This is a genomic window from Sphingomonas sp. CFBP 13706 (genome assembly GCF_014842355.1).
GTDB classification, from domain to species: domain Bacteria; phylum Pseudomonadota; class Alphaproteobacteria; order Sphingomonadales; family Sphingomonadaceae; genus Sphingomonas; species Sphingomonas aerolata.
Window position 1 is genome coordinate 333,010 of sequence record NZ_JACYVM010000002.1, and the last position, 11,970, is coordinate 344,979.

Annotated in this window: 11 protein-coding genes; 6 read left to right on the forward strand and 5 right to left on the reverse strand. The window is 66.3% G+C overall.

The annotated features are described in order from the left end of the window. Positions 1 to 30: 30 nt before the first annotated feature. The gene (locus tag IFS44_RS04885; protein WP_244649935.1) at positions 31 to 1,353 is read left to right on the forward strand and encodes a spinster family MFS transporter; all 1,323 of its coding nucleotides are present in this window, start codon (positions 31 to 33) and stop codon (positions 1,351 to 1,353) included. 65 nt (positions 1,354 to 1,418) lie between these two features. On the opposite strand, the gene IFS44_RS04890 is transcribed toward IFS44_RS04885, so the two are convergent. Further along, positions 1,419 to 2,648, reverse strand: a complete 1,230-nt coding sequence (locus tag IFS44_RS04890; protein ID WP_056406190.1) for a TetR/AcrR family transcriptional regulator — start codon at positions 2,646 to 2,648, stop codon at positions 1,419 to 1,421. Between the two features lie 156 nt (positions 2,649 to 2,804). Here IFS44_RS04890 and IFS44_RS04895 point away from each other — a divergent pair, with 156 nt between their 5' ends. From IFS44_RS04895 to IFS44_RS04915, 5 genes are all read left to right on the forward strand, one after another. Continuing rightward, entirely contained in the window at positions 2,805 to 4,088 is a 1,284-nt protein-coding gene (locus tag IFS44_RS04895; RefSeq protein ID WP_031394444.1) for an acyl-CoA dehydrogenase family protein, read from the forward strand. A 123-nt stretch (positions 4,089 to 4,211) separates the two neighbouring features. Continuing rightward, complete coding sequence (locus IFS44_RS04900) at positions 4,212 to 5,294, forward strand: Zn-dependent alcohol dehydrogenase (RefSeq protein WP_107929763.1); 1,083 nt, start codon at positions 4,212 to 4,214, stop codon at positions 5,292 to 5,294. Next, positions 5,291 to 6,370 (forward strand): phosphotransferase family protein, encoded by a 1,080-nt coding sequence (locus IFS44_RS04905; protein WP_192097709.1) that lies wholly within the window; start codon positions 5,291 to 5,293, stop codon positions 6,368 to 6,370. Before IFS44_RS04900 ends, IFS44_RS04905 begins: the two co-directional genes overlap by 4 nt. 35 nt (positions 6,371 to 6,405) lie before the next feature. Further along, on the forward strand, positions 6,406 to 7,170 hold the full coding sequence (locus IFS44_RS04910; RefSeq protein WP_192097710.1) for an SDR family NAD(P)-dependent oxidoreductase: 765 nt from the start codon (positions 6,406 to 6,408) through the stop codon (positions 7,168 to 7,170). 13 nt (positions 7,171 to 7,183) lie between these two features. Further along, positions 7,184 to 7,996, forward strand: coding sequence for an SDR family NAD(P)-dependent oxidoreductase (locus IFS44_RS04915; RefSeq protein WP_197977763.1), 813 nt, complete (start codon positions 7,184 to 7,186; stop codon positions 7,994 to 7,996). A gap of 10 nt (positions 7,997 to 8,006) precedes the next feature. Here IFS44_RS04915 and IFS44_RS04920 read toward each other — a convergent pair whose 3' ends face one another. From IFS44_RS04920 to IFS44_RS04935, 4 genes are all read right to left on the reverse strand, one after another. Next, positions 8,007 to 8,420: a BLUF domain-containing protein gene (locus IFS44_RS04920; protein ID WP_192097711.1), complete on the reverse strand. Its 414-nt coding sequence runs from the start codon at positions 8,418 to 8,420 to the stop codon at positions 8,007 to 8,009. Between the two features lie 76 nt (positions 8,421 to 8,496). Then, positions 8,497 to 9,384 (reverse strand): acyl-CoA thioesterase, encoded by an 888-nt coding sequence (locus tag IFS44_RS04925; protein WP_192097712.1) that lies wholly within the window; start codon positions 9,382 to 9,384, stop codon positions 8,497 to 8,499. A gap of 73 nt (positions 9,385 to 9,457) precedes the next feature. After that, positions 9,458 to 10,585 carry an acyl-CoA dehydrogenase family protein gene (locus IFS44_RS04930; RefSeq protein ID WP_192097713.1) on the reverse strand — a complete coding sequence of 376 codons (1,128 nt, stop codon included), beginning with the start codon at positions 10,583 to 10,585 and terminating at the stop codon, positions 9,458 to 9,460. 90 nt (positions 10,586 to 10,675) lie between these two features. Further along, positions 10,676 to 11,857, reverse strand: coding sequence for an acyl-CoA dehydrogenase family protein (locus IFS44_RS04935; RefSeq protein WP_192097714.1), 1,182 nt, complete (start codon positions 11,855 to 11,857; stop codon positions 10,676 to 10,678). Positions 11,858 to 11,970: the final 113 nt, after the last annotated feature.

Below are 11,970 nucleotides of genomic sequence, written 5' to 3' on the forward strand. Positions count from 1 at the left end.
AGGTCGCAAGGCCAGCAACGATACGAGAGGATGACCATGGCGACAGCGTTGAAGACGCATTCCGACATCGCCGATTCCCTGGCCATGAAGCGCCGCGGCCTGACGCTCACCCTGCTCACGCTCACCTATTTCTTCAGCTATATGGATCGGCAGATCCTCGCGATCCTGCTCGAACGCATCAAGGCGGACCTGGTGCTGACCGACACGCAGCTCGGGCTGCTCTCGGGACTGGTGTTCGCTATCTTCTACGCCACGCTCGGCATCCCGGTGGCGCGACTGGCCGACCGGACGAGCCGCCGCAACATCATCGCGGTGAGCCTGACGATCTGGAGCGCGATGACCGCGATGTGCGGTCTGGCGCAAAACTTCACGCAACTCATGCTGTTCCGCATCGGCGTCGGGATCGGCGAGGCCGGGTCCAGCCCGCCCAGCCATTCGATCATCGCCGATCTCTATCCCCCCGAAAAGCGTGCGGGCGCGATGGCGGTCTATTCGCTCGGCGTGGTGCTGGGGGCGGGATTCGGGACGCTGATCGGCGGCGTCGTTGCGCACAGCTATGGCTGGCGGGTGGCGATGATGACCGTCGGACTGCCCGGTATCGCGCTGGCGGTGCTCGTCCGGCTGTTCATGGTCGAACCGCGTCGCGGCCTTTCGGACGCCGGTCCGGTCGCTGCGCCAGCGCCGATGCCGAGCGTCGCGCAGGGCTTTGCCTCGATGTGGGCGAGCGCGCCCGCGCGGCATCTCGTCGTCGGCGTGACCCTGACCTCGATGATCGGGTACGCGCTGACGGGGTGGGGGCCGAGCTTCATGCAGCGATCGCTGGGTATCTCGATGCTCGACGTATCGCGCTATATCGCGCTGCCGGGTGCCCTGTTCGGGGCAATCTCGGCGCTTGCCGGCGGCAAGATCGCCGATGTCCTCGCCAAGCGCCACGGCCTTCACGTGCAGAGCCGGGTCGTGCTCGTCATGAAGGGGCTGTCGCTGCCCTTCGCGCTGGCCTTCTACCTGATCGACGTGCCGGTAATCGCGATCGGCAGCTATTTCATCTACCTGATCTTCGCCAACTCCTATCTGGGGCCGAGCTTCGCGCTGATCCAGCATCTCGCACCGCTGAAGACCCGTGCGATGTGGGCGGCGATCACGCTGCTGGTCATCAACCTGGTCGGCCTTGGCCTCGGCCCGACGATGGTCGGGTGGCTGAGCGACCTGTTGAAGCCGACCTTTGGCGAGGAATCACTACGCTATGCGCTGGTCATCATCGTGATGATGACGCCCTGGGCGCTCTATCATTATTGGCGTGCGGGCGTGCTGCTCAAGCGCGCCGAGGATCAGGCCGCGCTCGCGGCGGCGTGAGGCGTGGGGGGGCGGGGACCGGCGCGGCACGCAGCCTGTGCCGGTCCCCGCCGCCCCTCTGCCGATCAATCGTCGAACAGGCCGTACATCAGCGTCGAGGCATACATCGCCACGGCCCGTTCGCGCGGCATGGTCGACGCCCATTTGCGCATGTCGAAGGCGGCATTCTGGACCGCCATCAGCGCCTGTGCGGCGATCAGCGCATCGACCGCGCGGATCGAGCCTTCGCCGATCCCGTCCATCATCATCCCCGCATAGCGCCGCGCGATCCCGTTCGAGCGCTCGACCATCGCGTCGCGGACGCTTGGCGGCAGGCCGCTGAGCGCGGTCGTGCGGAGCAGCGGACCGCGCTCGGCGAACTGGACGTCGAGCAAAGTCGCGACGGTGCTCGACAGCTTGTGCCAATAGCTGCCGCCCTCGGCCTCACCGCGGCCCTGCGCATCGGCGATCGTGTCGAAGCTGCGGCGATAGCAGGCGATGACCAGATCGTCCTTCGCATCGAGATGGTGGTAGAAGCTGCCCTTGGTGACGTTCAGTTCGGACGCGATCTTCTGCACCGATGCGCCGCGATAGCCGAGTTCGTTGATTAGCCGCGTCGCCGCCAGCAGGAACGCCTCGCGCCCCGGCTCGGCATCGTCATGGCTGAGATCGAGCAGCGTCGGCGCCCAGCGCGCACCGGGCCCGGCGATGCCGTGCGCGAACACGTCCATCAACCGCGCCTCGACACGGGCATATTGGTCAGGCTCGTAGCGCGTCAGCCAGATCGGCAGCCAGAAGGTATTTTCGAGCAGGACGTGGGCGCGCGCGCTCTGAATGTCGGTCTGTGCGCGGCCGGTCGACGGGCCCCAGAGAAGGCGGGTGCGGCGGAAAACCTCGCGCCAGCCGTTCATCAGCCGGCTGCGGATCGGATCCTCAGTGGCGCGCAGATCGGACAGGACCGCGAACGCCTTCTCCTCGCCGCGCTGGATCCGGCCAAGCCGCGCCATGTTGAGCGCGAGATAACGGGCGACGCGCGCCTGCGGGGTCGGTTCGACCATCGCCTCGTCGAGCATCCGTAGCAGATAATCGAGCGTGTTCTCGAACGCGGCAGCAGCAAGGTCTTCCTTACGCTTGAAGTAATAGGTAACGCTCGTCGTGTTGAGCCCGACGCGCCGCGCGACGTCTGCGAAGGTCATGCCCTTGGCGCTTTGTTCGTTGATCGCCTCTGCGGCTGCGGCGAGGATGGCGTCACGCTTGGCACGGAAGCGCTTCGTGCCCTGTTCGCCGTCTTCGATCGCCTCTGCCGGAACCTTCATCAAAATACCCTAACAGCTTCGATTTGAAGTTACAGTGCTTTTTAGGCGCTTTCGTGGCCGAGTGGAAAACCGGCTTTCGGCAGGCTCCGGGATGCTTTACCGAATACGCGGTATGGTCTAATCGACCGCCAGACCGTGGACCGATGGAGAGCCCGCATGGATTTCAGCTTCAGCGACCGAGAGACCTATTTCCGAGATCGCGTGCGCGACTTCATCGATCAGAATATCCGCCCGCGTCAGGCCGATTACGACGCGCAGGCCCACCACGGCGAGCGCTGGAAGGTGATTCCGGTGATCGAGGAGATGAAGGAAAAGGCCAAGGCCGCAGGGCTGTGGAATTTCTTCATGCCCCCCCATTCCGGGCAGACTCACGTCGATGACAGCTTCGTGTTCGAGGGGACGCAGCTGACCAATCTTGAATATGCGTTATGCGCCGAGGAGATGGGCAAGGTCAGCTGGGCGAGCGAATGTTTCAACTGCTCGGCGCCCGATACAGGCAATATGGAGGTATTCCATCGCTATGGAACGCGTGAGCAGAAAGAGGCGTGGCTCGGCCCGCTGATGCGTGGCGAGGTCCGGTCCGCCTTTTTGATGACCGAGCCTGCGGTGGCGTCGTCGGATGCGACCAATATCGAGACGTCGATGGTCCGCGACGGCGATCATTACGTGATCAACGGGACGAAATGGTGGTCGTCGGGGGTCGGCGATCCGCGCTGCAAGATCGCGATCGTCATGGGCAAGACGAGCTTCGAGGGATCGCGGCACCAGCAGCAAAGCCAGATCCTGGTGCCGATGGACACGCCCGGCGTGACGATCAAGCGGATGCTGTCCGTCTATGGCTATGATCACGCGCCGCACGGGCATGGCGAGGTCGTGCTCGAGAATGTCCGCGTGCCGGTCGAGAACGTGCTGCTGGGCGAAGGACGCGGGTTCGAGATCGCGCAGGGGCGGCTCGGGCCGGGCCGCATCCACCATTGCATGCGGACGATCGGCGTCGCGGAGACCGCGATCGAGGCGATGGCGAAGCGGCTGCTGAGCCGTGTCGCGTTCGGCAAGCGGATCGCCGACTTCTCGGTCTGGGAGGAGCGGATCGCGACCGCGCGGATCGATATCGAGATGACGCGGCTGCTCTGCCTCAAGGCCGCGGACATGATGGACAAGGCCGGCAACAAATCCGCGCAGATCGAGATCTCGATGATCAAGGTCGCCGCGCCGAACATGGCGCTGCGGATCCTCGACGATGCGATCCAGGCGCATGGTGGTGGTGGCGTGTCGGACGATTTCCGGCTCGCGCACGACTGGGCGGCAATGCGGACGCTGCGCTTCGCCGATGGTCCCGACGAGGTCCACAACCGGTCGATCGCGCGCAACGAATTCGGCAAATACGGGGATTTTCGCAAAGGCGGCGTGTCGAGCGGGGATGTCGGGGTGAGCCGCTAACCCTGTCCCGTTCGTCCTGAGCGCAGTCGAAGGACATGCCCCGAACGAGCCAGTCCTTCGACTTCGCTCAGGACGAACGGCATTTTTGATTGCGCGCCCGCCAAATCTGGAGCCAGACCACCCATGAAAGCCGCAGTCCTTTTCGAAGCCAATACGCCGCTCAGCATCGAGGACGTTACCGTCTCGAAGCCCGGTCCGCGCGAGGTGTTGATCCGCACCGTCGCGGTCGGGGTGTGCCGCTCCGACCTGCACTTCGTCGACGGCGCCTATCCGCATGCGATGCCGACCATTCCGGGGCACGAGGCGTGCGGCGTGGTCGAGGCGGTCGGTGACGAGGTCGCCATGGTCAAGGTGGGCGATCATGTCGTCACCTGCCTCTCGGCGTTTTGCGGCCACTGCGAATTCTGCGTGACCGGCCGCATGGCGCTCTGCGTCGACAGCTCGGTGCGACGTCCCAAGGGTGCGCCGCCGCGGCTGATGCTGGGTGACCGACCGATCGCGCAGATGCTCAACCTGAGCGCCTATGCCGAGATGATGCTGGTGCACGAACATGCCTGCGTCGCGATCGACCGCGACATGCCGATGGACCGTGCGGCGCTGCTCGGCTGTGCGATCACGACCGGGGCGGGCGCGGTGTTCAACACGACCGACGTGACGCCGGGCGAGACGGTGTGCGTGGTCGGGTGCGGCGGGATCGGGCTGGCGGCAGTGAACGCGGCGAAGATCGCGGGTGCGGGCAAGATCATCGCGCTCGATCCGGTGCCGGAGAAGCGCGCGATGGCGGAGAAGCTTGGCGCCACGCACAGCTTCGACGCGCTGTCCGAGACCGCCGCGGACGAGGTTGTCGCGCTGACCAAGGGCGGCGTCCACCATGCGATCGAGGCGGTCGGCCGGACGCAGTCGGCGGCGACCGCGGTCAAGGTGCTGCGGCGCGGCGGGACCGCGACGATCCTGGGGATGATGCCGCTCGGCGAGAAGGTCGGGCTGTCGGCGATGGACCTGCTGTCGGGCAAGCGCCTGCAGGGCGGGTTCATGGGGTCGAACCGGTTTCCGGTCGACATCCCGCGGCTCGTCGATTTCTACATGCGCGGGCTGCTCGATCTCGACACGATCATCGCGGACCGCATGCCGCTCGAACGAATCAACGACGCGTTCGACGAATTGCGCCGCGGCGACACGACGCGCAGCGTGATCACCTTCGCATGAGCAGCGACGCAGCCAGCACGATGGTCGGTACGATCCCGGTCGGCGAGCGGGACCGGCTCGATCTCGACCGTTTGACGGCATGGATGACGGAGTCGGTCGAAGGCTTTGCCGGGCCGCTGCGCTACGCCAAATTTGCCGGCGGCCAGTCGAATCCGACCTATCGGCTCGATACGCCAGCGCGCGCCTATGTCCTGCGCCGCAAGCCGTTCGGGCCAATCCTGCCCTCCGCACATGCGGTCGAGCGCGAATATGCGGTGATCGCCGGGCTTCATCCGACGGGTTTTCCGGTGCCCCGGCCGTACGGGCTGTGCGAGGATCCCGACGTCATCGGCGCGCCATTCTATGTGATGGAAATGGTCGAAGGGCGGACGATCTGGGACGGCGCGATGCCGGGTGCGACGCCCGCCGAGCGCCGCGCACATTATGACGCGATGATCGACGCGCTCGCCGCGCTCCACAACACCGATTACGCGGCGGCGGGGCTCGCATCCTATGGCAAGCCCGGCAATTATTTTGAGCGGCAGGTGGGGCGCTGGACCAAGCAATATCGCGCGGCGGAGACCGAGCGGATGGAGTCGGTCGAGCGGCTGATCGACTGGTTGCCGCGCACCTTGCCCGACCAGACGCGGACGTCGATCGTCCACGGTGACTATCGCATCGACAACATGATCTTCGCTCACTCTACGGACGGCGCGGGCGCGAAGGTGATCGCGGTGCTCGACTGGGAATTGTCGACGCTCGGCGATCCGCTCGCCGACTTTTCCTACATGCTGATGAGCTGGGTGACCGAGCCCGAAGGCCGGTCGGGGGTGCTCGGCCTGACCGGTCCGGAGACCGGGATTCCGACGATCGAGCAGGTCGTCGCGCGCTATTGCGCCGCGACCGGGCGAGACGGCGTGCCGGATCTGAACTGGTATTTCGCCTATAACCTCTTCCGTCTCACTGGGATCGTCCAGGGAATCAAGAAGCGGATCATCGACGGCACCGCGTCGAGCGCGCAGGCCGAGGCGACTGTCGCCAAGGTCCATGCGCTGGCGGATGCGGCGTGGGGGTTTGCGGTGAAGGCGGGCGCGTGACGCATGTCCCGCAGGCGGAAGGGGAGAGGCAGGGCATGACGCAGTTCGACCTGAGCGGGAAGGTCGCGATCATCACCGGATCGTCGCGCGGGATCGGCAAGGCGAGCGCTTTCGAGCTGGCGGCACATGGCGCGAGGGTGGTGATCTCCAGCCGGAAACAGGAGGCGTGCGATGCCGTCGCGGCGGAGATCAACGCGCGCTACGGCGAGGGCCGCGCGATCGCGGTCGCGGCGAACATTGCCGACAAGGTGGCGCTCCAGCATCTCGTCGACACGACCCGCAGCGCGTTCGGCCGTATCGACGTGCTGGTCTGCAACGCCGCCTCCAACCCCTATTACGGACCCCAGGCGGGGATCGGCGACGACCAGTTCCGCAAGATCCTCGACAACAATATCGTCTCCAACCACTGGCTGATCCAGATGGTCGCCCCCGGCATGACGGAGCAGCGCGACGGCAGCATCATCATCATCTCCTCGATCGGCGGGCTTCGCGGATCGCCGGTCATCGGCGCCTATTGCATCAGCAAGGCCGCCGACATGCAGCTGGCACGCAATCTCGCGGTCGAGTTCGGCCCGTCGGGCGTCCGCGTGAACTGTATCGCGCCAGGACTGATCCGCACCGATTTCGCGCGCGTGCTCTGGGAGGATCCCGAGCGGATCGCGGCGGCGAATACCCGCGTGCCGCTGCGACGCATCGGCGAACCCGAGGAAATCGCGGGCGCGGTGGTGTTTCTCGCCGCATCCGCGAGCCGTTTCATGACCGGGCAGACGCTGGTCATCGACGGCGGCGTCACGATCTAAAGGGGAGGGCATCATGCGGTTCGAGAACAGGTCGATCATCGTCACCGGCGCAGGATCCGGCATCGGCCGCGCGGCGGCCTTGCTGTTCGCGGCGGAGGGCGGGCATATCGTCGTCGCGGACCGTACCGAGGGTGCGGACGAGACCGCGCATCTGATCAGCCAGGCCGGCGGCATCGCCACCCCGATCCGCGTCGACGCGGGGGAGGAGGAGGACGTGATCCGCATGGTCGCGCTCGCCTGTGATACATATGGCGGGCTCGACGTGCTGTTCGCCAATGCCGGAATCTCGGGCGGCATGGCCAATCTCTTCGACACCGACGTCGCGCTGATCACCGAAGTGCTGCGGGTCAACCTGATCGGTCCGTTCCTCGCCATCAAGCACGCGGCACCACGGATCGTCGCGCGCGCGGCCGAGACGGGCAGCGGCGGCGCGATCGTCCTGACCGCGAGTGTCGCCGGGTTACGGTCGGGCGCAGGGTCGCCGGCCTATTCCGCGTCCAAGGCGGGGGTGATTAACCTGGCCGCGGTGTCGGCGCAGCAGCTGTCGGGTGCGAACGTCCGGGTCAATGCGATCTGCCCAGGGCTGACCGAGACGGGGATGACCAAGCCGGTGTTCGACTATGCGCGCGAGGCCAACAAGATGGACCGTGTCGGCCGTCTCAACCCGCTCCACCGCGGCGCGCAGCCCGAGGAGCTTGCCCGGGTCGCGGTGTTCCTCGCCTCCGATGACGCAAGCTACGTCAATGGTCAGGCGATCGTGGTCGATGGCGGATTGTCGTCGAGCCATCCGGTGACGCGACAGGATTACGGCAAGACCGCAGCCTGATGCAGTCCGCTCAGGCGGCTGAGAGATGCAGGTCGGCAAAACCGGTGAAATAGCCGCGTAGCGTCGGATCCTCGATCGGTGCGATCAGCGCCGCGATCGTGGCGGCGGGCGACGTCGCGCCACCACCAGGCGCGGCGCCGCTGGCAAATCCCATCGCCCAGCTGCCGAAGCTGCGCTCGGTGATCGTCTGTTTCGCGAGCTGCACCATCGCGAAATGCCGGTCGTCGCGCTGGATGCGATCGAAGGTGCGCGACACGGCGAGATCATCGCCTTCGAGCACCTGGAGAAACCTGTTGCCGCCAGCGATGAGCAGACCGGTCACGCCCGCGGCGGCATTGTTGCGACGCGAGACCCGCAGGATCTCGTCGATGACTGGCCGTGTCACACGGCTACGCGACGTGCTGATATAGAGAAGGCGCTGCATGCCGATGATCCCGGAGAATGATCGCGCGGGACTAACGGGAGTTTACGAAGACCGGGTTAACCCGCGTAAACCAAGGCTATTTTCGCATCCGGATCAGCCCCTCCTGCGCGACGCTCGCGACCAGCCGTCCGTCGCGGGAGAAGATCTTGCCGCGGTTAAAACCGCGCGCATGGCCCGACCAGGGGGCATCGCAGGCATAGAGCAGCCAGTCGTCCGCGCGGAAATCCTCGTGCAGCCATAGCGAATGATCGAGGCTGGCGGTCTGCAGACCCGGCTTGATCCAGTTGATCGCGTGCGGCAGCAGCGCGGTTCCCAGCAACGCCATGTCCGAGGCATAGGACAGGACCGCGCGGTGCATCGCCGGGTCATCGCCGATCGGCGCGACGATGCGAAACCAGTTGGCATGGTTCGGTGCCTGCGCGGGCGGATCGATCCAGCTGCGCGGGTTGACCGGGCGGACCTCGATCGGGCGCCAGCGCAGCATGTGTGCACGAAACTTCTCGGGAATGCCGTCGATATTCTCCAGCCGCAGGTCACGATCGGAGCGCAGCTCCTCGGGCGGCGCGACGTCGGGCATCGCGTCTTGATGGTGGAGCCCGTCCTCGGGGGTCTGGAACGACGCCGCCATGTTGAGGATCGGCTGGCCCTTCTGCATCGCGATGACCCGGCGCGTGGCAAAGCTGCGGCCCTCGAAATCGCGGACGACGCGGTAGACGATCGGGTAGTCCTCGTTGCCCGGCCGCATGAAATAGGCGTGGAGCGAATGCGCCGCCTTGGGCGCCTCGGTCGAGCGCTGCGCGGCCTGGAGCGCCTGCGCGATCACCTGGCCGCCGAATACGCGGCCGACACCGCCGGGCTGGCGCTTGCCGACATAGAGGTCGGTGTCGACCTCGTCGATCTCGAGCAGGTCGACGAGGCCCTGGGCGAGCGCTTGGGGTGTTACTTCGGCAGTTTCGTCAGGCATTTGACCTCCTTGGTCTCCCGCAACGGCGGGCGCCCAGTCTGGGCCCCCGCCTTCGCGGGGGTACAAGTTCGGGTCAATAGCCCGCGGCGATGGCCAGCCTGTCGGCATGGAAGTTAGCGTCGCCGAACAGTTCGGCCAGCACGCGCGCGCGCTTCATGTAGAAACCGATGTCATATTCGTCGGTCATGCCGATGCCACCGTGCATCTGCACGCTTTCCTGCACGCTGAGCGTCGTGGCGAGCGCGGTCATCGCCTTGGCGACCGAAACGGCCTCGTCGGCCTTGTCGTGGCCCAGATCGAGCAGCTGCTGGGCCTTGAGCACTGCGGCGCGCGCGACCTCCATCTCCGAATAGAGATGCGCGGCGCGGTGCTGGAGCGCCTGGAAGCTGCCGATCAGCGTGCCGAACTGCTTGCGCTGCTTCATATAGCCGATCGTCATGTCCATCGCACCGCCGCCGACGCCGAGCAGCTCGGCGGACGCGCCGGTGCGACCCGCGCGGAGCAGGCGGTCGAGCGGCGCGCGGCCGGCATCGACCTCGCCGATCACCGCGTCAGCATCGACCTCGACCCCGTCAAAGTCGAGCCGTGCGGCGAGGCTCGCATCGGCGAGGCGTTCGGCATTCGCGCTGAGCCCGGCGGCGTCCTTCGGCACCGCGAACAAGGTGATGCCGTCGGCATCGTCCGCGCCGCCTGCGGTACGCGCGGCGACGATGATCAGGTCGGCGGTGTGGCCATGCGCGACGAAGCGCTTTGCGCCGGTCAGTTTAAAACCGTTGCCGGCGCGTTCGGCGGTCATCGCGATGCTGTCGCGGTGCTTGGCGGCCTCGTCGATCGCCAGCGCGGCGACGGTCTCGCCGGCGATGATGCCGGGGAACCAGCGTTCGGCCTGACCGGTGCCCTTGAGCGCCTCGACCGCGGCGACGGCGGTGGTCAGGAACGGGGAGGGCGACAGGTTGCGACCGATCTGTTCGAGCACGACGCCCGCCTCGACATGGCCGAGCCCGAGCCCGCCCTGGTCCTCGCCGATCAGGATGCCGGTGAAGCCCATCTCGGCGAACTGCTTCCACAGGTCGCGCGAGAAGCCGGTGGCGTCCTCGGCATCGCGAAGCGCGCGCATGTGGCTGACGGGGGCGTGTTCCGCCACGAAGTCGCGGATCGTGTCCTGAAGGACGGTCTGGTCGTCGTCGAGATAGAGTGGCATTTCTGTTCCCCCGCGGAGGCGGGGGCCCAGGAGCCCCGCGCGCAGCGTTCGTGATTCTGGGCTCCCGCTTCCGCGGGAGAACGGTAGAGCTCAGGCCGGCAGTTCGAGGATCCGCTTGGCGATGATGTTGAGCTGGATCTCGCTCGTCCCGCCCTCGATCGAGTTCGCCTTGGTGCGCAGCCACGAGCGCGGGATCGCACCGCCGCGCGAGCGGTCGCTGTCCCATTCGAGCGCGTCCGAGCCGCCCGCCGCCATCATCAGTTCGTAGCGCGACTTGTTCAGCTCGGTGCCGTAATATTTCATCATGCTCGGCTGCGCGGGATGGGCCTTGCCTGCCTTGAGTTCATCGATGAAGCGTTCGGACATTGCTCCGAACGCCTTGGCGCGCACCTCGAACAGCGCGATCGACGCGCGCAGCAGCGGGTCGGCGAGGCGGCCGTCATGGCCGAGCCCGACCGTGGCGATCGCCCCGTCGATCAGCGGGTTGCCGCCCGACGAGGCGAGCCCCATCCCCGAGATCATCTCGCGCTCATGCCCGAGCAAATATTTGGCGACGTCCCAGCCCTTGTTCTCCTCGTAGACGCGGTTGACCTTGGGCACCTCGACATTGTCGAAGAAGGTCTCGCAGAACGGCGAATTGCCGCTGATCAGCAGGATCGGCTTGGTCGAGACGCCCGGGGTCGCCATGTCGAACAGCACGAAGCTGATCCCGCCCTGCTTCGAGCTCTTGTCGGTGCGCACGAGGCAGAAGATCCAGTCCGCCTTGTCCGCGTAGCTGGTCCAGACCTTCTGGCCGTTGACGAGATAATGGTCGCCCTTGTCCTCCGCCGAGGTCGCGAGGCCGGCGAGATCGGAGCCCGCATTGGGTTCGGAATAGCCCTGGCACCAGCGGATCTCACCGCGCGCGATCTTGGTCAGGTGATCGAGCTTCTGCTCCTCGGTGCCATATTTCAGCAGTGCCGGCCCGAGCATCGAGATGCCGAAGCTGTTGAGCGGGTTGCGCGCCTTGATCGCTGCCATTTCCTCGCGCAGGATCTTGGTCTCGGCGGGCGACAGGCCGCCGCCACCATAGGCCTTGGGCCAGTCGGGGACGGTCCATCCCTTGGCGGCCATCCGGTCAAGCCAGTCCTTCTGCGCGGGGCTCGATGGCTTGAACTGGCGACCGCCCCAGCAGACATCGTCCTCCGAGCGGACGGGCTTGCGCATCTCGGGCGGGCAGTTTTCCGCGAGCCAGGCGCGGGTTTCGGTGCGGAAGGTGTCGAGGTCGGTCATCGGGTCTTCCTTTCTCCCTTTCCCCTGCGGGGAGAGGGTGGGGTGAGGGGCTGCCAGGGGCGGAGCACGGCTTGGCTGCCCCTCACCCCGGCCCTCTCCCCCGAGGGGAGAGG

Excerpts from the sequence above, each read along its gene's own strand:
- IFS44_RS04935 (WP_192097714.1), bottom strand. The coding sequence starts at position 11,857 with ATGACCGACCTCGACACCTTCCGCACCGAAACCCGCGCCTGGCTCGCG.
- IFS44_RS04885 (WP_244649935.1), top strand. The coding sequence starts at position 31 with ATGACCATGGCGACAGCGTTGAAGACGCATTCCGACATCGCCGATTCC.
- IFS44_RS04920 (WP_192097711.1), bottom strand. The coding sequence starts at position 8,420 with ATGCAGCGCCTTCTCTATATCAGCACGTCGCGTAGCCGTGTGACACGG.
- IFS44_RS04905 (WP_192097709.1), top strand. The coding sequence starts at position 5,291 with ATGAGCAGCGACGCAGCCAGCACGATGGTCGGTACGATCCCGGTCGGC.
- IFS44_RS04900 (WP_107929763.1), top strand. The coding sequence starts at position 4,212 with ATGAAAGCCGCAGTCCTTTTCGAAGCCAATACGCCGCTCAGCATCGAG.
- IFS44_RS04915 (WP_197977763.1), top strand. The coding sequence starts at position 7,184 with ATGCGGTTCGAGAACAGGTCGATCATCGTCACCGGCGCAGGATCCGGC.
- IFS44_RS04925 (WP_192097712.1), bottom strand. The coding sequence starts at position 9,384 with ATGCCTGACGAAACTGCCGAAGTAACACCCCAAGCGCTCGCCCAGGGC.
- IFS44_RS04930 (WP_192097713.1), bottom strand. The coding sequence starts at position 10,585 with ATGCCACTCTATCTCGACGACGACCAGACCGTCCTTCAGGACACGATC.
- IFS44_RS04895 (WP_031394444.1), top strand. The coding sequence starts at position 2,805 with ATGGATTTCAGCTTCAGCGACCGAGAGACCTATTTCCGAGATCGCGTG.
- IFS44_RS04910 (WP_192097710.1), top strand. The coding sequence starts at position 6,406 with ATGACGCAGTTCGACCTGAGCGGGAAGGTCGCGATCATCACCGGATCG.
- IFS44_RS04890 (WP_056406190.1), bottom strand. The coding sequence starts at position 2,648 with ATGAAGGTTCCGGCAGAGGCGATCGAAGACGGCGAACAGGGCACGAAG.